The 26,344-nt window shown below is 39.9% G+C and carries 30 protein-coding genes and 1 tRNA gene; 19 read left to right on the plus strand and 12 right to left on the minus strand.

Going from position 1 to position 26,344, the window contains the following annotated elements; all coding sequences use genetic code 11:
- The 9 genes from I8751_RS14100 to I8751_RS14140 form a co-directional block, all read right to left on the minus strand.
- The coding region (locus I8751_RS14100; protein WP_214439785.1) for a pentapeptide repeat-containing protein at positions 1-980 on the minus strand (980 nt) is incomplete at its 3' end.
- Positions 981-1,345: 365 nt separating this feature from the next.
- Positions 1,346-1,759 (minus strand): type II toxin-antitoxin system VapC family toxin, encoded by a 414-nt coding sequence (locus I8751_RS14105; protein ID WP_214439786.1) that lies wholly within the window; start codon positions 1,757-1,759, stop codon positions 1,346-1,348.
- Positions 1,756-1,965, minus strand: coding sequence for a hypothetical protein (locus tag I8751_RS14110; RefSeq protein WP_214439787.1), 210 nt, complete (start codon positions 1,963-1,965; stop codon positions 1,756-1,758). The genes I8751_RS14105 and I8751_RS14110 overlap by 4 nt, the downstream gene beginning before the upstream one ends.
- A 130-nt stretch (positions 1,966-2,095) precedes the next feature.
- On the minus strand, positions 2,096-2,278 hold the full coding sequence (locus tag I8751_RS14115; RefSeq protein ID WP_214439788.1) for a hypothetical protein: 183 nt from the start codon (positions 2,276-2,278) through the stop codon (positions 2,096-2,098).
- Between the two features lie 139 nt (positions 2,279-2,417).
- The gene (locus tag I8751_RS30410) at positions 2,418-2,690 is read right to left on the minus strand and encodes a DUF5615 family PIN-like protein (protein WP_214439842.1); all 273 of its coding nucleotides are present in this window, start codon (positions 2,688-2,690) and stop codon (positions 2,418-2,420) included.
- A gap of 84 nt (positions 2,691-2,774) precedes the next feature.
- A complete protein-coding gene (locus I8751_RS14125) occupies positions 2,775-3,005 on the minus strand; it encodes a DUF433 domain-containing protein (RefSeq protein ID WP_214439789.1) in 231 nt (76 codons plus the stop codon).
- Positions 3,006-3,271: 266 nt separating this feature from the next.
- The gene (locus tag I8751_RS14130; RefSeq protein ID WP_318780327.1) at positions 3,272-3,478 is read right to left on the minus strand and encodes a type II toxin-antitoxin system HicA family toxin; all 207 of its coding nucleotides are present in this window, start codon (positions 3,476-3,478) and stop codon (positions 3,272-3,274) included.
- Between the two features lie 25 nt (positions 3,479-3,503).
- Positions 3,504-3,737 (minus strand): type II toxin-antitoxin system HicB family antitoxin, encoded by a 234-nt coding sequence (locus I8751_RS14135; protein WP_214439791.1) that lies wholly within the window; start codon positions 3,735-3,737, stop codon positions 3,504-3,506.
- Between the two features lie 333 nt (positions 3,738-4,070).
- Positions 4,071-5,354, minus strand: a complete 1,284-nt coding sequence (locus I8751_RS14140; RefSeq protein WP_214439792.1) for an ankyrin repeat domain-containing protein — start codon at positions 5,352-5,354, stop codon at positions 4,071-4,073.
- Between the two features lie 268 nt (positions 5,355-5,622).
- On the opposite strand from I8751_RS14140, the gene I8751_RS14145 reads away from it, so the two are divergent.
- Positions 5,623-6,093 carry a DUF4079 domain-containing protein gene (locus tag I8751_RS14145; protein ID WP_214439793.1) on the plus strand — a complete coding sequence of 157 codons (471 nt, stop codon included), beginning with the start codon at positions 5,623-5,625 and terminating at the stop codon, positions 6,091-6,093.
- A gap of 139 nt (positions 6,094-6,232) precedes the next feature.
- Here the strand turns inward: I8751_RS14145 and I8751_RS14150 are convergent, their stop codons facing one another.
- Complete coding sequence (locus I8751_RS14150) at positions 6,233-6,901, minus strand: DUF1997 domain-containing protein (RefSeq protein WP_214439794.1); 669 nt, start codon at positions 6,899-6,901, stop codon at positions 6,233-6,235.
- Between the two features lie 179 nt (positions 6,902-7,080).
- On the opposite strand from I8751_RS14150, the gene I8751_RS14155 reads away from it, so the two are divergent.
- Positions 7,081-7,737 carry an SDR family oxidoreductase gene (locus I8751_RS14155; protein WP_214439795.1) on the plus strand — a complete coding sequence of 219 codons (657 nt, stop codon included), beginning with the start codon at positions 7,081-7,083 and terminating at the stop codon, positions 7,735-7,737.
- A gap of 155 nt (positions 7,738-7,892) precedes the next feature.
- The gene (locus tag I8751_RS14160; protein ID WP_214439796.1) at positions 7,893-8,678 is read left to right on the plus strand and encodes an FHA domain-containing protein; all 786 of its coding nucleotides are present in this window, start codon (positions 7,893-7,895) and stop codon (positions 8,676-8,678) included.
- Between the two features lie 515 nt (positions 8,679-9,193).
- On the opposite strand, the gene I8751_RS14165 is transcribed toward I8751_RS14160, so the two are convergent.
- Positions 9,194-9,266: transfer RNA gene (locus I8751_RS14165), tRNA-His, on the minus strand.
- A gap of 127 nt (positions 9,267-9,393) precedes the next feature.
- Here I8751_RS14165 and I8751_RS14170 point away from each other — a divergent pair.
- The 4 genes from I8751_RS14170 to cobA all read left to right on the plus strand — a co-directional run bounded on the left by I8751_RS14170 (position 9,394) and on the right by cobA (position 11,768).
- Positions 9,394-9,774, plus strand: a complete 381-nt coding sequence (locus tag I8751_RS14170) for a DUF4359 domain-containing protein (protein WP_214439797.1) — start codon at positions 9,394-9,396, stop codon at positions 9,772-9,774.
- 75 nt (positions 9,775-9,849) lie between these two features.
- The gene (locus I8751_RS14175) at positions 9,850-10,215 is read left to right on the plus strand and encodes a protein kinase family protein (protein ID WP_214439798.1); all 366 of its coding nucleotides are present in this window, start codon (positions 9,850-9,852) and stop codon (positions 10,213-10,215) included.
- Positions 10,216-10,257: 42 nt separating this feature from the next.
- A complete protein-coding gene (locus I8751_RS14180; protein WP_214439799.1) occupies positions 10,258-10,992 on the plus strand; it encodes a sirohydrochlorin chelatase in 735 nt (244 codons plus the stop codon).
- Between the two features lie 29 nt (positions 10,993-11,021).
- Positions 11,022-11,768 carry a uroporphyrinogen-III C-methyltransferase gene (cobA, locus tag I8751_RS14185; protein WP_214439800.1) on the plus strand — a complete coding sequence of 249 codons (747 nt, stop codon included), beginning with the start codon at positions 11,022-11,024 and terminating at the stop codon, positions 11,766-11,768.
- A gap of 113 nt (positions 11,769-11,881) precedes the next feature.
- Here the strand turns inward: cobA and I8751_RS14190 are convergent, their stop codons facing one another.
- Complete coding sequence (locus I8751_RS14190; protein WP_214439801.1) at positions 11,882-12,964, minus strand: response regulator; 1,083 nt, start codon at positions 12,962-12,964, stop codon at positions 11,882-11,884.
- A 1,104-nt stretch (positions 12,965-14,068) separates the two neighbouring features.
- Between I8751_RS14190 and I8751_RS14195 the strand changes: the two genes are divergently transcribed.
- From I8751_RS14195 to I8751_RS14250, 12 genes are all read left to right on the plus strand, one after another.
- Positions 14,069-17,296, plus strand: a complete 3,228-nt coding sequence (locus I8751_RS14195) for a CHAT domain-containing protein (RefSeq protein ID WP_214439802.1) — start codon at positions 14,069-14,071, stop codon at positions 17,294-17,296.
- A gap of 19 nt (positions 17,297-17,315) precedes the next feature.
- The gene (locus tag I8751_RS14200) at positions 17,316-17,696 is read left to right on the plus strand and encodes a hypothetical protein (RefSeq protein WP_214439803.1); all 381 of its coding nucleotides are present in this window, start codon (positions 17,316-17,318) and stop codon (positions 17,694-17,696) included.
- 14 nt (positions 17,697-17,710) lie between these two features.
- Entirely contained in the window at positions 17,711-18,988 is a 1,278-nt protein-coding gene (locus I8751_RS14205; RefSeq protein WP_214439804.1) for a hypothetical protein, read from the plus strand.
- Positions 18,989-19,052: 64 nt separating this feature from the next.
- Positions 19,053-19,769, plus strand: coding sequence for a Uma2 family endonuclease (locus I8751_RS14210; RefSeq protein WP_214439805.1), 717 nt, complete (start codon positions 19,053-19,055; stop codon positions 19,767-19,769).
- A 173-nt stretch (positions 19,770-19,942) separates the two neighbouring features.
- Complete coding sequence (locus I8751_RS14215) at positions 19,943-20,617, plus strand: Uma2 family endonuclease (protein ID WP_214439806.1); 675 nt, start codon at positions 19,943-19,945, stop codon at positions 20,615-20,617.
- Positions 20,611-21,549 (plus strand): RluA family pseudouridine synthase, encoded by a 939-nt coding sequence (locus I8751_RS14220; RefSeq protein WP_214439843.1) that lies wholly within the window; start codon positions 20,611-20,613, stop codon positions 21,547-21,549. Before I8751_RS14215 ends, I8751_RS14220 begins: the two co-directional genes overlap by 7 nt.
- Before the next feature lie 6 nt (positions 21,550-21,555).
- Positions 21,556-22,140 (plus strand): globin family protein, encoded by a 585-nt coding sequence (locus tag I8751_RS14225; RefSeq protein ID WP_214439807.1) that lies wholly within the window; start codon positions 21,556-21,558, stop codon positions 22,138-22,140.
- A gap of 63 nt (positions 22,141-22,203) precedes the next feature.
- Positions 22,204-22,689: a DUF2656 domain-containing protein gene (locus I8751_RS14230; protein WP_318780326.1), complete on the plus strand. Its 486-nt coding sequence runs from the start codon at positions 22,204-22,206 to the stop codon at positions 22,687-22,689.
- A 324-nt stretch (positions 22,690-23,013) separates the two neighbouring features.
- The gene (locus I8751_RS14235; RefSeq protein ID WP_214439808.1) at positions 23,014-23,874 is read left to right on the plus strand and encodes a phycobilisome linker polypeptide; all 861 of its coding nucleotides are present in this window, start codon (positions 23,014-23,016) and stop codon (positions 23,872-23,874) included.
- A gap of 170 nt (positions 23,875-24,044) precedes the next feature.
- The gene (locus I8751_RS14240; RefSeq protein WP_214439809.1) at positions 24,045-24,794 is read left to right on the plus strand and encodes a phycobilisome rod-core linker polypeptide; all 750 of its coding nucleotides are present in this window, start codon (positions 24,045-24,047) and stop codon (positions 24,792-24,794) included.
- 96 nt (positions 24,795-24,890) lie between these two features.
- Positions 24,891-25,649 (plus strand): phycobilisome rod-core linker polypeptide, encoded by a 759-nt coding sequence (locus tag I8751_RS14245; protein ID WP_214439810.1) that lies wholly within the window; start codon positions 24,891-24,893, stop codon positions 25,647-25,649.
- Between the two features lie 123 nt (positions 25,650-25,772).
- Positions 25,773-26,336 carry a phycobiliprotein lyase gene (locus I8751_RS14250; protein ID WP_225894152.1) on the plus strand — a complete coding sequence of 188 codons (564 nt, stop codon included), beginning with the start codon at positions 25,773-25,775 and terminating at the stop codon, positions 26,334-26,336.
- The last annotated feature ends 8 nt before the right edge of the window (positions 26,337-26,344 follow it).

Raw genomic sequence — 26,344 nt, forward strand, 5'->3', positions numbered from 1 at the left:
CTATATATATATAGTGGTATTGCAAAAATATTTATTTGTAAAAAAAGAATTGATAGCTTAAAATAATCATCTACTTTTTCGTAGATTTGATTGTATAGAATAATTACACACATAAAAGATACAGCTAGTTGAATTATAATTAAAAGCCGCTTTAATTCATCCATCAAGTAGGCTTTAATTAAGATTAAAATTAAAAAAAATATGCCTGTTATTGTTATTAATACTAAAAATATATTTAGATTGTTTGAATATATCGTCATAAGTGTTATTATTGCTAGGACTATTACTGTTTTTCGGATAGCTTTAAATAATTTGGATAATTTTAAATAATTTTGATTCAGTTTTTTTTCAATGCATATTGTTAACCACGAAGCAAAACTGATGCTAAAGAATATTAACCCTGCCAAAAGGAATACCACAATCATAAATAAAATTGCAGGTTGATTGAATTTTACAAGAAAAATTGCTGTTGCTGTCATAGAAAAAATTATTAATGATGCTTTTAGCCCTTGTATAAAGTTGACAATATTAAAATTTAAAAATCCAACTAGAGAAATAAAAAATATCAGGATAGTAAATCGTAATTGTTCTGATTCTTGTTCAAAATTCAACTCAGACAATGAGTAAGCCCAAATGGATACTGGTAATAAAAAGATGAAGAGCAATAATGAAAAGGGAATAAAACTTAAAAATAAAAATAATAATTCATTCCAAATTTTATTACCAATTAGTCCCGCTTTAGCTTCAGTAAAGTCAGCTTTTATAAGTATTGCTTTTGTGAAGTCTGTACCACGGATATCTGAACCAATAAATTTAGCTCCTTGAAGATTAGCTCCTCTAAAGTTAGCTTCTTCAAGATTAGCTTGCCTAAAGTCTATACCTTGAAGGTTTTGTTTTTCAAAAGATTGACCTTTTAGATCAACTCCTTGAAAATTTCTGTTTCCTTGTTGGTATAAATCTAAAACTTCTTTGGCATCCATAGGTATTTAGATTAATTATTATGTTGAGCAAGTCGTATTCTATACGTATCAACATTAAGACTTAGCGAAGCTATACAGGCTAAACCCTTGACTGCCAGCTAATATCAAGTTAGATATTCAACAGCTTATCAGAGGTAGCATCTGCAATAATGCTTATTACTGGATTTAAAGATTTTTTTTACCTTTGCGTATTTTTCCTTACTGACACAAGGCAACTTTAGCAAGTTAAGTTCTAAGGCTTTCGTAAACAAACAAGAGCGATCACCTAAATCACCCTATCATCAGAAATGCGTAGAAGCTCTGCTTCTTGTCGCTAGAAATCGCTAATTTGACACTTTGTGCTTGTTCACTGCTCATCACTTAATTTATGATGGTAAAATTTGAAATCCCGCTTGAGAAAAATGATTATCTAAGGTTAAAGCTGTAACAATCTCTCGTTGTTGCATAACAATAAATGATAAACAATCAGTGAGAGAATAAGATTTGTCTTTATGCTTTTGAAAATATTTCCATCCTTGATTAAATAGAGTTTTATCGATTTCGATTAATTCTATATCAGGACTTTCCAATAATCGATTACCAACTTCAACTGCTTTATAATTAAGGTTTCGACTATTAAAAAAAGTAACAACTTCATCAAAAATATATGTTGTTGTTATTAAAAAAGGTTTGGACTTTATTAAAGTAGCCCAATTTAGTAATACTTTTTGATGAACATCTTCATTTTTGATTTCCAGAGCTAAAATATAGCTGGTATCTAAAAAGTAGATATTTTTCATTGGTTATAGAGATAATGATCATGGTTAAGTGCACCATCTCTTACATCACATTCCACAGGATTTGAACCTAAATCCCAAATAGAAGATATTTTTTTGATACTAGTAATAATAATTTTCCCATGTTCTTGAATAATCTCAAATTCTTCATTTTCTCCTAATAGTTCTTTAGGAATTAGTAACCCTTGTTCTGTGGCTGTTAATTTCATGTTTAATTACCTCGATTAATTTTGTCAGTTAATCAAATAAATTTGTTTTTTAGCAAAGTAGTGTAGATAATATCTACTCAGCAATTTTAACAAAATTATCAAAAACGTGCTTTGGTGTTATTTTGCTCATCTATTGTTCTTCATGCGTAGATAAGCTTTTCGTAGACATCGCCCACATCAACCCCATCATCAAAAGTGCGATCGCTTCTTTAAGACAGTTGCTAAGAGAGCGATCGCCCAAATCAACCCCATCATCAAAAGTGCGATCACCCACATCACCCCAGCACCAAAAGTGCGATCGCTCACTAGACACACTTTCTCAGAGTGCGATCGCCCAAATCAATCCCTTCACCAGAAGTGCGATCGCTCACATCAACCCTATCACCAGAAATGCAATCGCCTACTACCCCTTGTGTTTTTTATTATATTTAAAAATATTATTAACAATCTTTTCAGAGGACTCGCATTCGGATACGCTCGTCTTCAACCACACTGAAATGTCCTGCCCAGTCAGGGCGAGATGCTATGGCGATCGCCACTTTTTGAGCAACAACTATACCGGAAGGTGCTTTAATCCGAAATAAGATAATCCCACAAGTTGCAGGCAAATGTGAACGGAAGGCGAGTTTACCAAAGTCTTTATCAAAGGTGAGGAGAATGCGCTCGTCACCTTGAGCGCGGTTTAAAACTTCGGTATCAGCAATCCCAGGAGCATCAGTGCGAATCCATGTAACATCGTGACCTCCGCAGCGAGCGAAGTGCTTCTATGGCATCTCCTGGGAAATTTTCGTTGGCTAGAAAGCGCATAATTACCCAGGAAAAGCGTAAACTTTTTCAGCTTTAAGGCTGGCACTAGCATAGCCTAAACAAGCTTGAATATCTTCGAGGGTAATACCAGGGTAGTTGCAGAGAATTTCGTCATTTGTCCAGCCTTGAGCAAGAAGGTCAATGATAAACTCAACAGAAAGACGAGTACCTTTAATAATTGGTTTGCCGACAAGGACGTTAGGATCTATAACAATTCGGGATTGCAAATCCATAAAATTAAGTTTAGTGTGTTGTTTTTATTTTATTCTATTTGCCTCAACAAACCTCTACTTGCTCAAATAACTACAATTTGGATTAGAGCGATCGCCTAAATCAACCCATCATCAGAAATGCGTAGGCGTAGCCCGTCGTAGACACAGTTGCTCAGAATCCGATCGCATAAATTGACAGTGATATATAGGATAGGTTTTATTATTGGCGATATGCCTAAGGCATTAAGCTTCATTTATCGTTTATTTACGAGAGTTGGCTACTTACTTTACTCGTAAAAGAATGGAAAAAGTTGTTCTTCAGGAATGTATTTACTTGCCTGTCTAAAAATAGCTTTGCAAGTTCCTGTATCTAACTGCCGATGTAATGGTATTGTTAAAGTCTCTTTTTGTTCTACACCAGAACGACGCAACTTAATATAACTGCCCTTTTGGCTGTGTACTTCAAAGCCAAACTCACCCAAAATATCAACAATCTCAGCACCTGATAATCATTTGAGTCTAGGCATATTCTAGTTGAAGTTCAAAAGTTATCATTAGAGAAGGTTTATCTACTAAACCAAATTGAGTTGGATCTTCGTCTTCTAAATGCAAAGCGACTGCTTCACGAAGGTTATGAACAACTTCATCCAGAGTCTCTCCCTGAGTTACTACAGAAACTTCTAGACATTCTGCTACGTATCCGTGCTGTTCACCTGAATAAATTACTGCTCTAATATTCTGCTTCAACTCCATAAGTCATCTTAAAACTCCAAGAATTTTATTAAGTTAAGTTATGCCTTTATGCTATACCATTAAATATGAATAATTCGTATCCGCAACAAATCAGAGCGTAGGCGTAGCCCGCACTTCGGCAAGCTCAGTCACCAATCTAATTGAGACAATGCGAACTAAAGAGAACTGTAATTACCTGCTTGGCGATCGCAGGAACTAGCTGTACACGATAGATACCTAAATACTTTAATCTATAGCTAAACTTAAGCTAATAGACATCTCCATAAATTAGGTTTTTACCTAGACAGCATAAAAGTTTGAAATTCTTTTCGGAGATGTCTAATAGTCTTCACGCTATTCCTCTGCCCCAGCTTTTTGTAAACTCCTAACTACATCCCGATAACCGTTAAATTCCGCAATCATCAAAGCAGTATAGCCACCCCGGTTTTTCAAATTCAAATTGGCTCCAGCTGCGAGCAATATCTGCACAATTTCAACATAACCAGCAGAGGCAGCCCACATCAATGCTGTCGCCCCTGCGGAGTCTCGAAAATTGACATCTGCTCCCCTTGACAGCAACAGTTTGATGATCTCTGTATATTTGCGTTCGGTTGCTTTGATCAAAGCAGTTTTGCCATCATTTCCTGGAATATTGGCATCAGCGCCATAATCTAGCAATATTTTTACTGTATCAGTGTATCCCTGTGATACCGCCAGCAACAAAGGTCTTTCACTCAGGTTGTTACCATTGATATCTGCCCCAAAACGTAGCAGTGCTTCCACAATTTGGCTGTGTCCCTGCAATGCTGCTACCAAAATTGGTGTATCGCCCAGGTGATTTTGAATTTGCACATTTGCACCCCGGTTCAATAACACTTGCACTACATCTATGTAACCTTCCACAACAGCCAGGTGTAGGGCTGTTTCACCATCTTGGTCTTGGAGATTAATTTGGGCACCTTGATTTAATAAAGCAGCTGCGATCGCACTATGTCCTGCTGCTGCTGCTGCCAAGAGTGCAGTTCCACCATCCCCATTTTTTAAGTCTACATCAGCCCCTGCATCTAACAATGCTTGCAACCCATGTAGATTTCCTAAGTCAGCTGCTATAGTCAAAGGCGTTTCGCCTTCTTCATCTTGGGCATTGACATCTACACCACTTTGTAATAGGAGTTTTACAACTGCTGTATGCCCATGTTTTACAGCCAGCTTCAAAGCAGTGTCATCATCTTTATCTGTGAAATTTCCTTTAGCCCCAGCAGCCAATAAAACTCGCACTACTTCGACATAACCTTTGAGCGCGGCTGCCATTAAAGCTGTACTACCATCTTCATTGGTAGCATCAACATCAGCTCCTCTAGATACTAAAAGCTGCACAATATCGAGCCGATTAGCACTAGCAGCCAACATCAAAGCCGTTAAACCATAGCGTTTTCGAGCTAAATTAATATTTGCCCCAGCATCCAACAGCGATCGCACAATTTCGGTGTAGCCTAAATTGGCAGCAAACATTAACGCCGTGGTACCATCGCGATCGCACGCGTCAACCCTAGCACCATCATTCAGTAGCGCACACAGCCGCTTGATATCCCCACTTTTAGCAGCCTTTAGCAGCAAGACATCGTTATTTTCTGTCATGAATAAGTCCCGCATCAGCAGGTTTTGTTCGTCTAGTATCAGAATTTAGTCTGAGATCGTTTAACCACTTTTGCAAGAGGTTTAGAGCAGAAAATGGGAAGACGTAAGAGAGCAGTGTTTAGACTACGCTCAACTGCCGCGTAGTCGAAACTCAACAACCAAAGCACAGGAGAATGATTTTTACCCATGCCCAATTCTCAATGCCCTATGCCCCATGCTTAAAGTTATACTAATTTTTATGAAGATTTAAGAATTGGGCGAGAACACAATGACTCTGGAACTGTCCCCTTCGGTTAAATTTGGGCTAAACTTTATTCACCCGCTACTTATGTGGGTACTTTTAGCATTATCACTTTATGCTGCTTACCTAGGACTGCAAGTACAGCGTACCAGAAACGCTCAAGGAGACGAGAAAAAAGAACTAATTAAAGGTAGATATAACATCAAACACTACCAAATTGGTTCCATAATTCTGGCTGTGATGGTGATAGGTGCAATTGGAGGTATGGCTGTCACTTACATCAATAACGGTAAGTTATTTGTTCAACCTCACCTTTTAGCAGGACTTGGGATGACAGGCTTAATTGCATCTTCTGCTGCTTTGTCTCCTTTTATGCAAAAAGGAGCAAATTGGGCGCGCATGACTCACATTTTATTAAATTTTGTGCTTTTAGGGCTTTTCACTTGGCAAGCTATTACTGGCGTGCAAATTGTCCAAAGGATTCTCACAAAGGCATAGGCAACCACTTCGGGGAATTAAAAATTAAAAATTAAAAGTTAAAAATTAAGAACAATAATAATTTTTAATTAATTAATTTTTAATTCAAAAAAGGGTATCGGGCATGGGTAAAAATCATTCTCCTATGCCCCTCTGCCTCTTAGTTGATTAACCACTTTTTTTTATAATTGCCAGGAAAGCATATACCTAAAGATTGGTGAAAATCTTCCTGGACTTTACGAGTTAAGCGGCGAGAGACTTGACGGACGATTTGGTTTAGTAAGCGATCGCCTGTAGACTGTATCAAAGACTGAGGTAATCGTTGAATAAACCGAGGGAAGTGAAGATCAACGACTAAATCCAATTCCCATTCAACTAAGGTCATCTCAGTTAAATTTTCTTTTAACTGTAGTGATGCATGATAGTCTACATCGTAACCAGGTGGATGATAATCAGGAATGGGAATTGTCCGAATGCTGTAGACCCCTTTATCTTGGGGTAATAGTTCTAAACCAACTTTCGGCTCTACTTCGTAACCAAAAGAGCCAAAACGACCGATGATGAGAGCGTAACCATTTTCCCCCAAAGGTTGCACCTTCATGGGTTCCGCACAACGCGAAAACCATGAAGCGTGAGCATCAAGATACTCAGTAACTGTATCTTTTGGGGCACACAACGCCATTGAGTCGCTATAACGACCATAAAACTTGGTTGGTGTCCCCACAGTTGCTGGTGTGGGGGTGTCTTCGGCTGCTGCTGGATTTGACGCTACGGGCAAAACTGTTTCTGTTATATCGAGAGATTGATATTCGCCGTTTGTTGAAAGCATGAATGCGTTCCCGTATATTTTGGCGTTTGTCTATATTAATAATTCCCAGTTTGTTTGGGTCGTTTAGCAACGAAGTACAATTTTTGACTAAAACTCAATAATTTATCACGAACTTCATAGAATTACTAAAATTAAAGAACTAAACAGTCACATATTAGTTTCCCAGGATAACGTAAATCATGAAAGCATTTGTAGCAGGGGCAACAGGTGAAACCGGTCGTCGCATCGTCAAAGAACTAATAGCACGGAATATTCCGGTTCGGGCTTTGGTGCGGGATGTCGAGCAAGCTAGAGCTATTTTGCCTCCTGAGGCTGAATTGGTAGTAGGGGATGTATTAAAGCCAGAAAGCCTGAATGCTGCTTTGGGAGACACTACAGTATTGCTGTGTGCTACTGGAGCAAAACCTAGCTTTGACCCTACTGGCCCTTATAAAGTAGATTTTGAAGGGACTAAAAATTTAGTGGATGTCGCTAAATCTAAGGGAATTGAGCATTTTGTCATGGTTTCTTCTTTGTGTACTTCCCAGTTGTTCCATCCGTTGAACTTGTTTTGGCTAATTTTGGTTTGGAAAAAACAAGCAGAGGAGTACATCCAAAAAAGTGGTCTGACTTATACGATTGTGCGTCCTGGTGGTCTAAAAAATGAAGATAACACCGATGCGATCGTGATGCAGAGTGCTGATACATTATTCGATGGTAGTATTCCTCGACAAAAAGTTGCCCAAGTTTGCGTCGAGTCTCTACTTGAACCAGCTGCACGCAATAAAGTTGTTGAGATTGTTGCTAAACCAGAAGCTACCTCTAAAAGCTTTGAGGAATTATTTCAACAGTGTTAAGTCATTACTGAGTCAGAGAAAGTTGAGATTGACCCTGATATTGTCATGGTTTCTCAACTATTTCCTCAAATCATTCATAGCAATACCAATATACTGCTGCTTAAATTTAGGGCAAGCTAGAGAAATTAAAAAATTGCTCCTTTAAAAAACAAGCCATGCAAAATTTAAACGAATTGAACACTACAGGGCTGAGTGTAGAACTATTGCATGTCCAGACCAATATTTCCTTTGAGTTACCACCAAATCTTGCTGTAGTTCATATTGGTAAACCGAATGACCAAAGTCCACCTGATATTGATCTTACTAACTTGCCAAATGCTGATGTAATTTCTCGCATTCATGCACAAATTCAAGTAGAAGAAAATAATTACTTTATTGAAGACTTAGGAAGCTCTAATAGCACATTCCTTAACAATGTAAAGCTGGAGCCTAGAACTCCTTACCAGTTGAAGTTAGGAGATAAAATTGACCTTGGTCAGGGTGGGAAAGTAACATTTATATTTCAAAATCAACAAGAATATCCACACAACTTTATACCTGCTGCCAATCCTACTAGATTTCAATCTCCAAGTACCAAGAATAATAGACAAGCTACAGTAGATAGACCAACGAAGCTTGTAGGCTTGGCTTTGATGATAACAGGCGTTGTTATTTTAACTGCAAATATCCAAGTGGGGATTTTCTTTCGTATTCCTGGTATTTTATTGTGTTGTGCTGGGGCTTTTGTTCTTTTCCAGCGGCGAGTTAACCAGAACTTAGGTTGGCTTTTGATAGCTCTAGGAATTGCAGTAATTACTTTTACTGGTAATATATTCGCGTCAGTCAATCTTTTAGTAATCCTGGCATCATCTATTTTATTTTTAATTGGCTACCAACTCTTTACTACTGGGAAAATCTTAGATTACGATTTGCGATCGATCAAAGCATTAATTAAGAAGTAGTCGATAATTAAAGAAGCAGCAAGTAATTAATTAAACGCTGCAATTTTGTCACAAAAATTAATAGAAACAGGGTCGGTTAATATGGCTAACAATACACAAAACTTAGCACCTTCTGACCACAGTATAGGCAATATCTTGATTGTTTCTTTACTAGCTCTCTGTGGGCTGACTTTCATTATTCTTTTAGGAATTTTCTAAAACCTGTCTGTGTCTGTACGTTCAAAAACATTTTTTTGGAAGCAGATATGATTAATCTGCTTCCATTATTGAGTTTATTAAAATATTTTTTGCAAATCGGTAAAGTAAGAAATACCGACTTTCTACAAAAAAAATCTTATTTTAACTTAGTAAAGTAATTTTACTTATATACATTAAAATATCTATAAGCTAACCTAATAAAATAAATTTCTTAGCAAAACAGCTAGAAATAAAAAATTTCTACTTAAATTAGATTTGTTTTCGTAAAAAATAAATTGCTTTTTACGAAAAATATTACACTATTGCTAGTAATACAGGGCGAACGATGGGAATTGAACCCACGAATGGTGGTACCACAAACCACTGCCTTAACCACTTGGCTACGCTCGCCATTCATTCAACAATTCTGATTATACAATCTTTTGGGGAAGGGATCAAGAGTTTTTTCCCAGGAACGGACTCAGTTAATCTAGAGTCTTGGGAGCCTAATGACCACAACGAATCACAGTTAGAAAACATGAAAGCCCTTACGATTATGGCATACACGGGAGCAGCAGGACTAGCCATATCTGGTGTGACAATGGCCAAGACCAATCCCAGTCAAACTGAATATGAAGAATACGCAGTGCAACGACTGACACAATACTTAAAAGAGGATGTTTGCAAGAAAACACCAAAATTCCTAGAAAGTTTAATACATTCAAATTGTCAAAAAATGGTAGATTCGGCTAACCCCCGCATGAAAGAAGTTCTGGCGTTGACTACACAAAGGCAAGACTTTATTTTTTTTAGTGTTTACCGTACAGATTTCCAACTGAGTGATTGGATACCTTCTTATAGATTTGAAACAGTGGGGGCATTGAATAACTTTTATACCTACACCGCTGAACAGCAATAAGACCAGAAGCCAGGGGAAAATCTGGAATTAATTGGGAATACTAATAATTAAGTCCAGGAAAAACTCTACCTTGTAATGAAACTCTGTCCCCACATTGGTTGTTTGTATTCGCAAAATTCCGATACGGCTCGATTTTGTAACAAATGTAGTGGACAATTATTGCTTCAAGACCGCTATCATCTGCTTTGTTTCATTGGATGTGGTGGTTTTAGCAGAACTTTTTTGGCAGTGGATGAACACAAAAACAGGTGTGTGATTAAACAACTCTGTTTTCCTGAAGAAAACGGGGAAAGCTTTCAAAAAGCAGTGAAATTATTTAGTCAGGAAGCAATTCGCCTCCATGAATTGCAGCATCTCCAAATACCTCAGTTATTAGGGTACTTTGAGCAATCAGAATATCATCACTTACGTGATTTACTCGCTATACGAATTACGAATTAGTATTACCCTAAAATTAGCCCCTGAGAGTTATACCTTATATCAATGTCATCAGCATATCTGCTGGTATCCCACGGAAGTCGTGACCCACGCCCAGAAATTTCTATGCAGCAATTAGCTGGGCTAGTAAATCACAAACTGCAAAAATCTATATCTCCACCCAAGTCTGAAAATCTTGTAGGTATAGCTTGTTTAGAAATGAGTTCTCAGCCTCTGCATGAGCAAATTAGGACATTTGCTCAGAGTGCTTTGGCTTATGGATGTAATCGCCTGAAAATCATCCCGCTATTTCTCCTACCAGGAGTTCATGTGATGACAGATATTCCAGCAGAAATCGCGCTGGCACAACAAGCTCTTAGTCAAGATATAATAATTGACCTGCAACCATATTTAGGCAGTCAACCTGGTTTAGAGACATTGCTGACAAAGCAAATGGCTGCTATCAAAACACAAGCATGGATTCTGTTAGCTCATGGTAGTCGCCGTCCTGGCTCTAAACAACTAGTAGAAACACGGGCGGCGAATCTGGGAGCAGTCAGCGCTTATTGGGCTACATCTGGTAGTTTAGAATCGCGGGTAGAAGAGTTGATTGCGGCTGGTAAAAGAGAAATTGCAATTTTGCCATACTTTCTATTCACAGGTGGCATAACAGATGCGATCGCCCGGTCAGTAGAAGAGTTAAAATTACATTTCCCATCTGTGACTTTCCAACTGGCTCAGCCTTTGGGAGCAAGTGCAGAATTAGCCGATCTGATTTGGGAATTGGTATCATACACGTAAACTGCACAGAAAAAGAGGGGTCAAAGTATTTGGGAAAGGTTTATTTAGTCGGTGCGGGGCCAGGAGATCCAGGATTAATGACCCTCAAGGGCAAAGGCTTGTTGGAATGTGCAGATGTAGTTATCTATGATGCCCTAGTGAGTCCGGCAATTCTGGCAATGATTAACCCCCAAGCAGAGCAAATCAACGCCGGTAAGCGGATGGGGAGACATTCACTATTGCAAGAAGAAACAACCCATCTGCTAATAGAAAAAGCCCAAGATCGTGCAATAGTAGTGCGGCTCAAAGGCGGCGACCCGTTTATTTTTGGTCGTGGTGGCGAAGAAATGGTAGATCTAGTAAAAGCAGGGATATCTGTAGAGGTTGTGCCGGGAATTACATCGGGAATTGCTGCTCCAGCCTACGCAGGTATACCTTTAACCCATCGATTGCACAGTTCATCTGTCACTTTTGTTACTGGCCACGAATCGGCGGGTAAGTATCGTCCACAAGTAAATTGGCAAGCGATCGCCCACGGTTCCGAAACAATTGTAATATACATGGGAATCCACAACCTGCCTTATATTGTGGAACAGCTAAGTACGGCTGGGCTAAGTTTAGAGACACCTATTGCTTTAGTGCGTTGGGGTACACGACCCGAACAAGAAGAATTGATTGGTGAATTAGGAACAATAGTTGAGCAAGTTGAAAAGACAGGATTTGAAGCCCCAGCGATCGCAGTAATTGGACAAGTGGTAAATATGCACAGTATTTTGTCTGAGTGTCGTCCAGTTTGAGCGTTGACGTAAAAGAAGCAGGGTAAGCAGAGGGAGCAAGAATAACAACTAACAACTGACCACTGACCACTAACAACTGACCACTGACCAATTCCTTCTGCCATATAACTCAATTACACAATGTGCTGAAAGACTGTTTTCAGTAAATCTCCTTGTGTAAAAGGCTTTTTCAAGTAACCGGAAGCTCCAACAAACTTAGCTTTGGCTCTATCTATCAGCCGGGTTTTTCCTGTAACCATAATCACAGGCGTATTTTTAAAATGTGAATGTTTACGTAACAAAGAGCATAATTCATACCCATCTAAATTAGGCATATCTACATCTAATAAAATTATGTCCGGTTTGGTACGGAGAATTTCCATCAACGCTTTTAAAGAATCTGTAACTCCGATAAAGGAAAATATTTGCTCATCTAAAAAGTTTTTGATGACATTTAATATAGCTGGGCTGTCATCAATACAAAATATAGTATAGGTTTTCTTATTAACAGAAGTTGAAGAAGTTTGCTGGTAGCTACTCTCAACAGCATGATTTTGCTGAGATAAAAATCTTTGAGAGGATTCTGTTCTCGACGCTGGCGGCTCAGTTTTGGGTTGAGTTCGTGGCTGAGTTGGGCGTAATAATTGCGATCGCTGGCTTAATTCAAGTGAAGAATAGACATTTTCTGTATGTGGAGAAGGCTTTTGACACTGTTCGACTAGTAAGCGGAGATTCAGATGACAGAACTTTGGCATATCATCCAAAAAGCTTTCTGGAATAAACTCATAGCTCCCTTCTTCCAAGCCCAGAAACGATTCTAGGACTTCTAGTGCTAATTGCTCTATCAGTATGGCGGCTTGAGAAGGACTAATATATTTTTGAGTCACTAACCAACAAATGGCCAGATAATCAGGGTTTGGTATTGCCTGATTTTCAATCCCAGTTTCAAATATCGCCTGTACTTGCTCGTGGATTCCGCGAGGAAGAGTAGAAATTTGCTGACTCAGTTTTTGCAAGTTACGATAAAGCGGCTCAAACATCTTCTCTGAGTAGCAGGCATAAATTAGCTTACCCTCGTCTACATAGATTGACCAAGAACCTGAAGTGCTAAATACTTGCAAACAACCAGTAACAGACCTACCAGTGATTTTTTTTAATAGTGGTAAGGGCTGGAGTTTTTGGAAAAATCTATATCTACTAATGGGTAGTGTCTTCATTGGGTGGGACGGCTTTCAAGATAGAATTAATATTTGCATTCAAAATTTGCGAATATCCTTTGCGGAATTCACTGCGACATTTTATGAGTTACTGTTCAGATAAATATAGCTGTCACATTTGAGTTGGTACAGAGATTCTTCACCCCTAACTCCTAATTTCCCAATATCTGCTAAGCTATTGTTCATCAAATTCAAATTTGCCTTGGTAGACCCTGCGATGGTCTTGCCAAATGGCAAAATGACCCAACTGATTGTCAGGAAATAGTATTGCAAAAATCAATTTGATTTTCTGTATCCTTTGCTAATCGGGCTAATCTAACAGTAACTCAAGTATTCTCAGCAGACTATTGGCTCTAGCCCATCAGTAGCAAAAGTACTACGCGGGTCAGTTGTCAGTTGTTAGTTGTCAATAGTCAGTTGTTGCTCCTCTTGCTTACTTAACACTGCCCCATGTGGGTAGTCTTAAAAACATCCTTACGATTGAATACTAATCCTTCTCCGTAAGGAGTTCGCAAACTCGCTATCGCTACGCTTAGAGCAAGGTAGGAGCGTCTGACTCACTCTAAACGTACTCCTAGGTCAAAGCAAGCTACGCGTAGCGTCTTTAAGAGTTGCTCGCAGGCTTTATTTACGCTGCGTTAACGACGCAAAGCGTCAAGACGGCAACTCCCTCACGAATTACGAATTACGTTAGCGCAGCGTTAGCGAGTCCGCAAGCGTCATTACGAATTACGTTTATAGCTCAATGGTAGATGGAAGTAATTTATTCACTTACATTCAGACTACTGTCAGTTGTAATCAAAGCCGGAAAAAGTATGTGAAATTCATAACCATTAAGTAAAGGAAATATAAAAGCTGATTAATATAATTGTTTACTAATTTACCGTTAAATTGATTAATTTAAATATCCGGTGGCGAGCAAAATGTACAGGAGATATATAGTTTGATATTCTATTTAGTTACATTGGTAAAGTATATAACTGTCATGTGTTAGCAATTTTATATAGAAACTTCAAGTTTTAAAAATGACCAAATATTTAAGAATATTTTTTTCTCTGTATTGTGTATAGGTAATAATAACTAAGGCATCCTGAAACTATCAAAATGACTCTAAACCCCAACGTGCAAACACTTCTTCAACAAGGACACGACCAACTAGATCGAGGAAGTTACCAAGTAGCTGTAGACACCTTTTACCAAGTAGCTGCACTGGAACCGCACAATCCTCAAGTGTTGTATGGGCTAGGTTTAGCTTACTATCGCCTAGAACAATATCAAGATGCAGTTACATACCTAAATCAAGCTTTGGCAATGCAGCCAAACTATATTTTGGCATTAGCACGGCGGGGTATGGCTTATAAAAAACTGAAGCAAGCACAGGAAGCACAGACGGATTTTGAGCAAGCGATCGCACTTACTCCCCAAGATGCAGAAGATTGGCGGGGTAGGGGAATTGCGTTAGATGAATTGCAGCGCTATGAAGAAGCGATCGCATCTTACGACAAAGCCATCGAAATTAAACCTGACGACCACTATGCTTGGTACAACCGAGGATATGCGCTGGGGAATTTGGGGCGAAGTGAAGAAGTGATCGCATCTTTTGACAAAGCTATAGAAATTAAACCTGACGACGACTCAGCTTGGTACAACCGGGGAGTTGCGCTGCGTAATTTAGGGCGATACGAAGAAGCGATCGCATCTTATGACAAAGCCATAGAAATCAAACCTGACAAGTATGAAGCTTGGAATGGGCGGGGTGTTATATTATGTGACTTTTTAAAAAAATATGAAGAAGCGCTTACTTCATTTGATGAAGCCATAAAAATAAAACCTGACGATCACTCAGCTTGGCACAATCGAGGAATTGCGCTGCGTAATTTAGAACGATATGAAGAAGCGATCGCATCTTACGACAAAGCCATAAAAATCAAACCTGACTTCAATTCTGCTTGGGGCAACCGAGGATATGCGCTGAATGATTTGGGACGATATGAAGAAGCGATCGTATCTTATGACAAAGCCATAGAAATTAAACCTGACGACCACTATGCTTGTAACAGCCGGGGAATTGCGTTAAGGAATTTGAGACGATATGAAGAAGCGATCGCATCCTACGACAAAGCTATAAAAATCAAACCTGACTTCAATTCTGCTTGGGGCAACCGAGGAAATGCGCTGGATGATTTGGGGCGACATGAAGAAGCGATCGCATCTTATAACAAAGGTATAGAAGTCAAACCTGACGACCACTCAACTTGGTTCAATGGGGGAACTGCACTGAATGATTTGGGGCGATACGAAGAAGCGATCACATATTTTGATAAATCTATAAAAATCAGACCTGACTTCTATTATGCTTGGGGCAACCGAGGAAATGTGTTGCATCGTTTAGGGCGACATGAAGAGGCGATCGCGTCTTACGACAAAGCTATAGAAATTAAACCTGACCAAGACTCAGTTTGGTACAATCGGGGCGTTGCGCTGGTGAATTTGGGGCGATATGAAGAAGCGATCGCATCTTTTGATGAAGCTCTGCGTTTAACAGATTACCAGTCCTGGCTAGCTTGGGAGAATCGGGGTTTAGCAGTTCTCAAATCTCAAGACTACAAAGCTGCGGTGAAAACTTGGGATGATGGTATCAATGCACTTCAGCCACAAACACCTGACTATGAGCAAGGTTGCGGTGAATTGCATCGTCGTAAAGGGGAAGTTTTGTATGACTACGGAAAACAGCAACTTAACCCTTTTCCTGACTGGTTTACAGCAAAAGCTAGCTATGAACAAGCCCTCAACTTTCTCACTTTCAATAAGTTTCCCCAGCAACACTTGCAACTATTGCAAGAACTATTAAAAGTATGTAGCGCCTTGGGTGATAACCGGACATTCCAAAGAAGGCAAGAAGAGGCGACACAGCGCCTAGAAGAATTGGTGGGACAATGCCAATCTAAAGGGAAAGAAATCGGACTGAGGCGTAAATTTGCTGCTTTTGACCAATTACGTGTAGATATTCGCATTAAAAATAAATATCAGTACATTGAGGCTTTAGAGTTAGCAGAAGCGCGGAAAAATACTTGTCTGGCTTGGCTGCGTGAAGGTTGGGATTATCAGCCGCGCCAGTTTAATTACCAAGATATGCAAAAACTCCTTAATCCTAAAACAGCGGCGGTATACTGGCATATCAGCCCTGGTGCTATCACTACTTTTATTATTAAATACAATCAGCCGCCCTTGGTGTTGCAACCGCAATTACCACCCGAATTACAAAAGCAAAAATATCCTGCCCATACATACCAACTCCAGCGTTTTGAAGCCTGGATGCAAGAATGGAAACAAACTTATCAAGATTACTGCCAAGGAAATTACACAGGCACAAAAAAAGAACAAGCCCCTTGGCGGCAGAAAATGGAATCTATGTTGCTAAATCAACTCCGCAACATTCTAGAAATTAATCGCATTCGAGACAATCTCAAAGATGTTGAGCAGTTAATATTAATCCCCCACCGAGAATTACATCTACTACCTTTAGATTACCTATTTCCAGGACGCTTTCAAATTACATATTTGCCAAGCTTTCAAATTGGGTTAAAGTTGATGACGCAAGTATCTTCTCCAAAAATAAAGGGTGCAAGTATGGTGAATATAGCCACTAATGAGTTACCTTTTACCACTATTGCGTCGGCTGCTTTCGCGTCCGTGTATCCAAAAGCAAATCCTTTGCCATCACCAATCAGACAAGAACAATTAATTACAGCTTTACGCAAAAATATAGGTTTGTTCAATTTTGCTGGACATGCCAACCACACACCTGAAAATCCACGAGAGTCATTTTTAATGTTAACGGAACCTGATAAATTAACTTTGGGGGATATAGTTGATGATGACAATTTAGACTTGAATCAGTATGAATTAATTTGTCTTTCAGCTTGCGAAACAGGGATTACTAGCTCAGAAAGCTTGACCGATGAATATGTAGGTTTAGTTAGTGGGTTTTTGGCTAAGAGTGCAAACTACGTTGTCAGCAGCTTATGGAGAGTAGATGAACGGTCTACTGCTCTATTAATGACTAAGTTTTACCAGTTATTTAAAGAAAATCAAATACCTGCTACTGCACTCAAGCAGGCTAAAGAATGGTTGTGCCAGTTGACTTATGCAGATTTAGCCAAATGGTACGATGAATTAGCTAGTAATTTATATGATCTCCAATGTAAAGAGTACTTAAAAACTGAAGCACTCATGATTAAAAATGATTTAAAAAAGATGATTTCAAATGAACCAATTTATGCTCATCCTTATTATTGGGCAGGGTTCATTTTAACTGGCAAACCTGTTTAAATATATATTCGTTAAATTTATGCTGAATCAACTAGAAGTAGTCACACTGCAAGCTTTTCTAACAGCTTTAGCCCAATTAGATACGCAATTACCAACACAGTTGCAACAAGACATTAACGAAGTTGGCAAAATGTTACTTAATCAATCCCAAGATGCAATTAATCGCTTGCTAAAATTAGCAGAAGACGATTGTATTAAATCACTTTATTGGCAAGCACGGGTTGATATTCAAACGCAATACGAAACTCAAGAACTTAACAAATACGATAACCCCAGCCAGCAAAATCAATCTACAACTGCTCCTCCAGAACGAATAGCAAATATTGCCATTCCCATTTTGACAGCTACTGACTCTAGTTCAGCAGCCAAAAAACACAAATCAGAAATTATTCCTGGTTAAACACAAAATTCTTAATGAGCAAAATTCAATATCCAACTCTCGATTTATTTATCTACAACATCATAGAAGGATCAGGAAATAGCAAAATTTACCAAGATTATTGGTTAAGTTTGCCAGATAAACTTAAAGACAAAGATTTTTCTAATAAAATTAATGATGCAGATGCAGAACGCTTAGACTTTTGGAACACAATTTCTACTGCTGTTGATGGTTGTTATAGTCAAGTGAAATTTGATGACACGAATTGCTTGCGGTTTAGTTGTTCTTTAGATCGACAAATTGAATTAACTGCTCTTGCATCTACATTTGTTCAGCTTAAAGACTTGTCGATTTTACCGCAAGTAGAGAATTTAACACTGGGAAGATTCTCAAAAAATGGTTATTTAGGTCAAACGTGGATAATTTCTGGTTGGACAGTTCCCGATAATAGCTTAATTGATGAAATTACAGTTCAAGATATTTATAAATCTCTGATTACTCAAGCACATCAATATCAACAAAAAGGAGAATTCTTAGGCGCGACTGTCTGGGAAATGTGGCGTGGGGAAGAACGTTGGGAAGGAATTGAAAAAGATAGTCACGTTATGTTAATCTTTTATCCCGAAGAAGCAAAATTTGCTGCTGCTTCGCAATACTATAACGCTTGGCGATATTTATTTTATTGCAAACATAAAATTTTATGGTCTTATGAACAGGGAAGAACATTAAAATTGAGGTTACTGCAACAATTCAAAGATAGTTTAACAGACACTAATATTCTTTCCAAAAAAGACTTACAAGAGTTAAAAGAAGAATTACAAATAAATATTAATTCTCTATCAAAATATGTTCAAAATATCAATTTATTACCAATTCAACAGCATACAGTAGAAGTAAATTTAAAAAACTACGATAAACAGTGTCAAAAATATTTGTTCAACGAACAATTTTTAAAAGAGTTCAGCAATATAGTTAAAAATAAATATCAGGTACAGTTAGAAAAAGACTATCTCAGCCTCAACCCTGGATTAGCAATATTAGAAAACGTAACTACTACCATTCGCGGTATGGTAGAGATAGAGCAAGCCAAGCGCGATCGCAATCTCAACAACACAGTAGCGATCGCAGGTGTAGGATTAGCTACCAGCCAAATAGCATCATCTATTATTCTTGCCCAAGAACCACCACCCCAAGACTTGCCTTTTTTCCAAACGACAGCGTTTTGGTGGAGTTTAGCAACTGGTTTAGTTGCCAATCTTATTCTTTGGAGTATCCTGCGTTTATATCGTTTGATAACTCGTTCGCGTCGCTAAATATTTCTCTTTTGGAGTAATTGTTAAAATTAACAATGCCACCCGTTAACTGGGAATCACCGCAATGGTTACACAGCTACCATCTTCCACCCACAAAGACATCATCTACCCCGACAGTGACGGACAACCAATGGCAGACAATACCAAGCAGTTTGAATTAATTGTCTGGATTAAAGAAAATTTAGACCTGCTGTTTGCTAATGATCCTAATGTGTTTGTTGCTGGTGACTTGCTGTGGTATCCCGTAGAAGGTGATAATAAGCTGCGCCAAGCTCCTGATGTGATGGTAGTATTTGGTAGACCCAAAGGATACCGAGGCTCTTATAAACAATGGCTTGAAGACAATATTCCGCCACAAGTAGTGTTTGAAATTTGGTCGCCAGGAAACCGAATTTCCAAAATGGCGAAAAAAATTGAGTTTTATGAGCGCTACGGTGTAGAAGAATATTACCTCTATGAACCTGATGTAGTGGACTTAACAGGTTGGCAACTTCGTAATTCACGATTAGAAGTAATTGACCAAATGGCTGGTTGGGTAAGTCCCAAATTGGGAGTGCGCTTTGAATTATCTGAAGAGGAGTTGCAAATTTATCGTCATGATGGGCAGCGCTTTCTGACATATTTAGAATTAGATCAGCAACGACAGCAAGAAAGACAACGTGCAGAGCAAGCTGAAGCTAGAGCCGAACAAGAACGCCAACGAGCCGAACAAGCAGAAAATGAACTACAAGCACTCCGCGCTTTACTTCAAGAACGGGGAATTAATCCAGAGCAATTGTGACCGAATTTAATTTACAAGTCGAAGAAAATAGCGATCGCCTATGCAAGTTTAGCACCGACATTTTTTCATACTGCGATCGCGTTCTCAAATCAAATCTCGTGAACCTTTGAATCTGCATGGCAAATGCAGTTCGTTAAAATTAGCAATACACTTGTAAAATTGGACTGACAGCAATGGTCACACAGCTACCATCTTCCAGCCACAAAGCCATTGTCTACCCCGACAGTGACGGACAACCAATGGCAGAAAATACAAAACAGTTTGAGTTGATTGTACTCATTAAAAAAAATTTGGATCTTTTATTTGCTAATGATCCTAATGTATTCGTTGCTGGTGACTTATTTTGGTATCCTGTCCAGGGCGATAATATTACTCGCAGAGCGCCTGATGTCATGGTAGTCTTGGGCAGACCGAAAGGTGATAGAGGTTCTTATCTACAATGGCAAGAAGATAATATTTCTCCGCAAGTAGTATTTGAAATTCTTTCTCCTAGCAATACTGCTAAAGAAATGATTGCCAAATACAAATTTTATGAACGCTATGGGGTAGAAGAATATTACTTGTATGATCCAGAAACAGGCGAGTTAAGTGGTTGGTTACGTTCTGATAATGAATTAGCCGAAATTCCGCAAATGGCTAGTTGGGTCAGTCCCCGTCTCAATATACGTTTTGAATTATCAGATGATGAGCTTCAAATTTATCGTCCTGATGGGCAGCGCTTTCTTACATATTTAGAACTAGCACAACAACGGGAACAAGAACGCCAACGTGCAGAAAAAGCAGAAAATGAACTACAAGCACTCCGCGCTTTACTTCAAGAACGGGGAATTAATCCAGAGCAATTGTGAGCGAATTTAATTTACAAGTCGAAGAAAATAGCGATCGCCTTGATCGATATCTTGCCGAAGAGTTACCAGATTTATCCCGTTCTCGTATTCAACAATTAATTGAACAAGGTAATGTCCAACTCAATAATCAAGTCTGCACAAGTAAAAAGATTAATATCAAAGTAGGCGATCGCATCACTCTCGAAATCCCAGAAGCGCAACCTCTAGAACTGCAAGCAGAAGAAATCCCCTTAGATATTCTATATGAAGACGACCAAATAATCATTCTGAATAAACCTGCTGGCTTAGTCGTCCATCCTGCACCTGGCCATCCAGACGGTACATTGGTAAATGCTTTATTAGCACATTGTCCCAACCTCCCAGGAATTGGAGGAGTCCAACGTCCAGGAATTGTCCACCGATTAGATAAGGATACAACAGGGGCGATCGCAATTGCCAAAACAGATATTGCCTATCAAAGTTTGCAAGCTCAACTTCAAGCAAAAACTGCACGACGAGAATATTTAGGTGTAGTTTACGGTGCGCCAAAAACCGAAAGTGGTATCATCGACTTACCCATTGGTCGCAATCCTCAAGACCGCAAAAAAATGGCAGTTATCCCCATAGAAAAAGGCGGAAGATCTGCCGTTACTCATTGGCGAGTACTAGAACGACTGGGTAACTACACATTAGTTCACTTCCAACTAGAAACTGGACGTACCCATCAAATTCGCGTCCATAGTACCAAAATCGGTCATCCTATTGTTGGCGACCCAGTTTATGGTTCTGGCCGTTCCGTCGGGGTAAATTTGCCAGGCCAAGCACTGCACGCTTGGCGCTTAAAGGTGCAGCATCCCATATCTGAAGATGTCATTGAAGTAACAGCATCTCCTCCCCAAACCTTTACAACTCTGCTGGAAGTTCTCCGGCGACGAAGTGCTATTTCTTCTTAATCTCCCATGATCAAACCACAACTCAGCGAAAAAGTTCAAGAACTCATCCAAAAAGCCCGGATTGTCAGCTTTGCAACTTGGCACAACACCCATCCAGCAGCAGCCATTCAGCTATTTCAGATAGCCGATGATCAAAGACGCTACCTCACAGATGACGATTGTCAGCAACTTCAAAAGCTTGTACCAGATACAGCAGAATTAATTTTAGTCACACAAATACTCCGCGATCGCGTCAATGATATCGTTGACGAAGCTAGAACTGAAGTCTTAAAAACCTTCCCTAATATTACCCAATCTGGCGGCGGACTCTACCCCCCGGAACGAGCTGAAGCCTGCTGCCGAGATTTCTGGCACTTCCTGCGTTGTATTACCTACGGAATAGCTGGAGGACACACCGATTACACCAGTGCAGAAAGTCTCCACTATATGCAACTGCTTTATCAAGAATTGCGAGTGCCCTTAGATGCAATGGTAGTGGGATTAGAAGGTATTAAAGTTGCCAGTTTGCAGTGCTTAGAACCACAGCAGCAAGAAATATTTGCCCCTTATTTTGATCACCTGATTGGACAATTGCAACAGTTCCAGAATTGAGAAATTCGAGTAACCAATTAAGGTAGGCTAAATTAAAAGATTTTATTAACAAAAATAAAAATTGTGAACGATATACTTCGAGGGCGGATGCTGCTTTCCCATAACTTCGATGTTTCCACCGACATCGTACCAGTTCTCAGTCGAGAAGAATTTACTGAAGTGTTTCAAGAAGGTTTAATTGCTCATAAAAATATCAAATGTCGTCAGGTGAATAATCCTCATTGGATTGTAGAAATTTTATTTTCTCCAGAGGAATTTTTGCCCCAGCAAGTAGCAGAACTATGTGCTGATGTACTGGCGCAAAAGCGTCAAGCACAAGGTTCGTCTATCCCAGAGATTTTAGTCTTAGGTGGCATTAAGACAACCCCTCCAACAAGCAATTCACCCGATGCCCTACAACCAGGAAATTGGGGCGTAGATGTAGTAGAAACCCTTGCTTCGGAAGCATTTTTGCAGGCGATCGCCTGGGATGCTACCATCGCCCAAAAGCCCGCTGACAGTATTTTTAAAGTTGAACTAAAGCATAAGGAGCTAGGGGCTAGGAGCTAGTTTCCTCTATCCATCTGTAACGCACATAACCAGAAGCGCTAGAGTTAACCGACGACATTAATTTTTGTAAAGTAAAATCATCAAGATTCATAAATCTTCATGTCTTTGGTTACACACTCGTATGAAGATGATCATAACAAAGCGTATAAAACCCCGAAAACTTTTATAATTTGCGGGGCTAAGTCTCTTATGGAGGGATTTATGCTTTGTGGTGAAACAAATCAATCCAGTAGCTTAAATTTAGCTGGATGAACAATCTGAGATTTCTTCACTTTTTGAAACAAATTTCTTAAATTCTCTCGTTAACGCAGGAGATATCGTTAAATGCCTTTTGGACCAGCTTCACGCTTAGGGGTCAGCCTATTTGATGAAACCCCCCCCGTAGAATGGGTACCCGGTCGCTCAGAAGAAGAAGTAGAAACAATTATTCAGGCAGTCTACAGGCAAGTACTAGGCAATGCCTACGTCATGGAAAGTGAGAGGCTTGTCGTACCAGAATCACAGTTTAAGCAGGGCGCTTTCAGCGTCCGCGAATTTGTGCGTGCAGTGGCAAAGTCTGAACTATATCGTTCCCGCTTTTTTACCAGTTGCGCTCGTTACCGGGCGATCGAACTGAACTTTAGACATCTTCTTGGTCGTCCCCCACTCGATTTGGAAGAAATGCGGTTGCACAGCACCATTCTGGATACCAAGGGATTTGAAGCTGAGATTGATTCCTATATCGACAGCGACGAATACCAAAACACCTTCGGTGAAAACTTTGTACCCTACATCCGAGGCTACAAGACTGATGCCATTCAGGGTATGGTTCAGTTTACCCACACCTTCCAACTAGTTCGTGGTGCTTCCAGCAGCAGCTTGAAGGGCGACCTAGCAGGAAAGAGTCCCAAACTGAATTCTTTAGTTATTCAGTCAATCCCCACTCCAGTAGTTTCGCCTGCTAGCGATGGCGCAACCTTCCGTACACCACCAGGAACTTCTCGCTCTCGTCAAGGAGTAGGTGCTAGTTCTGATGGTAAGGTTTACCGCATTGAAGTCACTGGCTACAGAGCGAAAGCTGTTAACGCAGTTTCCAAATTCCGCCGTTCTAACCAAGTCTATTTAGTACCCTACGAAAAACTGTCGCAGGAATACCAACGGATTCACCAACAAGGCGGTGTCATTGCCAGTATTACAGCTGTCTAGTCAGTAGTAAGCTAGCTGCAATACTCAACGAATTAGCTGGTAATTGGTAGTTTGTAATTAAAAATCAGTATTAAATGCTGGTATAAATTGTTGCGAATTACCCTTTACCAGATCTTTTATATGAATTTAAGCAAACCAAAAAATTGAATCATTTTAGGAGATAGGTTGCAATGGCATCACCCGCAATTTTTGATCTGTGGTCTACCGACAGTTTGGAAGACACCCAAACTATCATTCGGGCAGTTTACAAGCAAGTTTTAGGAAATCCTCATGTGATGGAGAGTGAGCGCTTGGTGGCGGCTGAGTCGCAGCTGTGCGATCGCGCCATTTCTGTGCGTGATTTTGTTAGAGCCGTTGCCAAATCTGATTTCTATCGCACCCGCTACTTTGAATCCTGCGCTCCCTACCGTTTTGTCGAGTTGAACTTTAAGCACCTACTCGGCCGCGCACCCCAAGACCAAAGAGAAATTTCCGAACACATCGTCCGCTGTGTCGCCGAAGGTTACGAAGTTGAGATTGACTCTTACATCGACAGCGATGAATATCAGTCAGCCTTTGGCGAAAATATTGTGCCTTACTCTCGCGGTAGAAATAGCGAAGCCAATATGAAACAAGTGGGTTACAACCGCACATTTGCTCTTGACCGTGGCCCTGCTCAAATTGACAGTGCTGTCAAGTCCTCTCAATTGGTCTACTCTGTTGCCAATAATTCTGCCAATTCCATCAAGCCTTCTTCGGCAACTGTGATTGGCTCAGGCACTGAAAAACGGTTCAAAATCGTTGTTTCCGGCTCAAAATTTGACAGTCCTCGCCGGGTTAGTGCTACTGAATATATTGTCCCCGCTAGCAAGATAACCCCACAAATCCAGCGCATTAACCGCACAAGTGGAAAAATCGTCAGCATTACCGAAATAGCATAAACGCAAATAGGGTGGACATTATCCACCCTATTTATTTCTTTAAATAAAAAACTTTTCAATAAAACCAAGCATAACTACAAATCAGGAGACGTTGATATGGCACTTTGGATCGAAGCAGAGTCCGTCGAACTACGTCCCAATGCTACAGAAGATGATTTACAAACAATCATCCGAGCAGTGTATCGCCAAGTATTGGGAAATGCTCATGTAATGGATAGCCAACGCCTCACCAACGCAGAGTCTCTATTGCGAAATGGCGACATCACAGTCAGAGGCTTTGTCAGAGCAATTGCTCAATCTGAACTATATCGTTCGCTGTTTTTTGATACTTCTTCTCCCTACCGCTTTATTGAATTAAACTTTAAACACCTGCTGGGTCGCGCTCCCCAAGACCAAACTGAAATTTCTGAACACGTCCGAGTTTACAACGAACAAGGCTACACAGCTGACATTAATTCCTATATTGACAGCGATGAATATGTAGCAAATTTTGGTGAAAATATCGTACCCTCTGCCCGCGGAAATCGTAGCCAAACAGGCATCAAGAATGTCAGTTTTAACCGTACCTTTGCCTTGATGCGGGGAGATGCAACTAGTGATGCTGGCAAATCGGCAAAACTAATTAGTGATATTGGCAGCAATCTTCCTACCAAGATTGTTACTCCTGCTGCTGGTTCTGGGGCTTATAGCAACACTGGCAAGCGGTTCCGTATTACTATCTCAAAAGTCAGTTCTGGCCCTCGCGTCACAAAAGGCATCACCACCGTTGAGGTGGGGTATGCCCAATTATCCCAGAAAATTCAGACCGTGCATAAAGCAGGCGGTAAGGTTCTTAGCATTGCAGAAGTAGCGTAGAAGAGAGCAGGGGAAAAATAATCTTGGGAAAAGGTTAAAGGGTAAAGGGTAAAGGGTAAAGGATGAATAAACAAACCCCTTTCCCTTTCCCCATTCCCCTTCTTCTCCAATGTCCCATGTCCTATGCCCAATTCCCAATTTCAATTGATGAACATTACAGAATTTGTTGAGCGTTCTATTGGGCGTTGGCGATCGCAACGCAGCGTCCATCACTTGGCTTTCAGTCATTTTGAAGCCGTACAATCGGTTATCGATATTGTTGCCCTTTCTCTAGATGACCAGGCAGTTCTTGATTTGTGCAAATCCTACAACATCGATGCTCAGACAGTTGTGTCCCCATTTCGTATGAGTTGGGAGGGTCAATCAGACTGGGATGAAAACGAAGTCCTCAAAGGCAGTTGTATCCTAGTTCCCGTTCCTGACCCTGACCACCCCAATCGTGGTCAACTTCTACGTGATCAGGGCTATGCAGAGACGATGGCAGCGGTTGGCACTTATTATCTAACTGAAGATGAAACCTTTGTCTTGGTTACAGGATATGATCGGGCAGCCGCAGAGGAAAAAATTTGGTTTATTAACCCTAATGTTCGCTGTCGAGTTTCCCTAATCAAAACCAGCGCTAATACAGGTGTTGTTACAGCCTCGTTTTCTTCAGAAATTCGCCAGGAAATTAAAAATAAACCCTGAGCGTAGCC

The organism is Atlanticothrix silvestris CENA357 (assembly GCF_016056295.1).
In the GTDB taxonomy this organism is placed as follows: domain Bacteria; phylum Cyanobacteriota; class Cyanobacteriia; order Cyanobacteriales; family Nostocaceae; genus Atlanticothrix; species Atlanticothrix silvestris.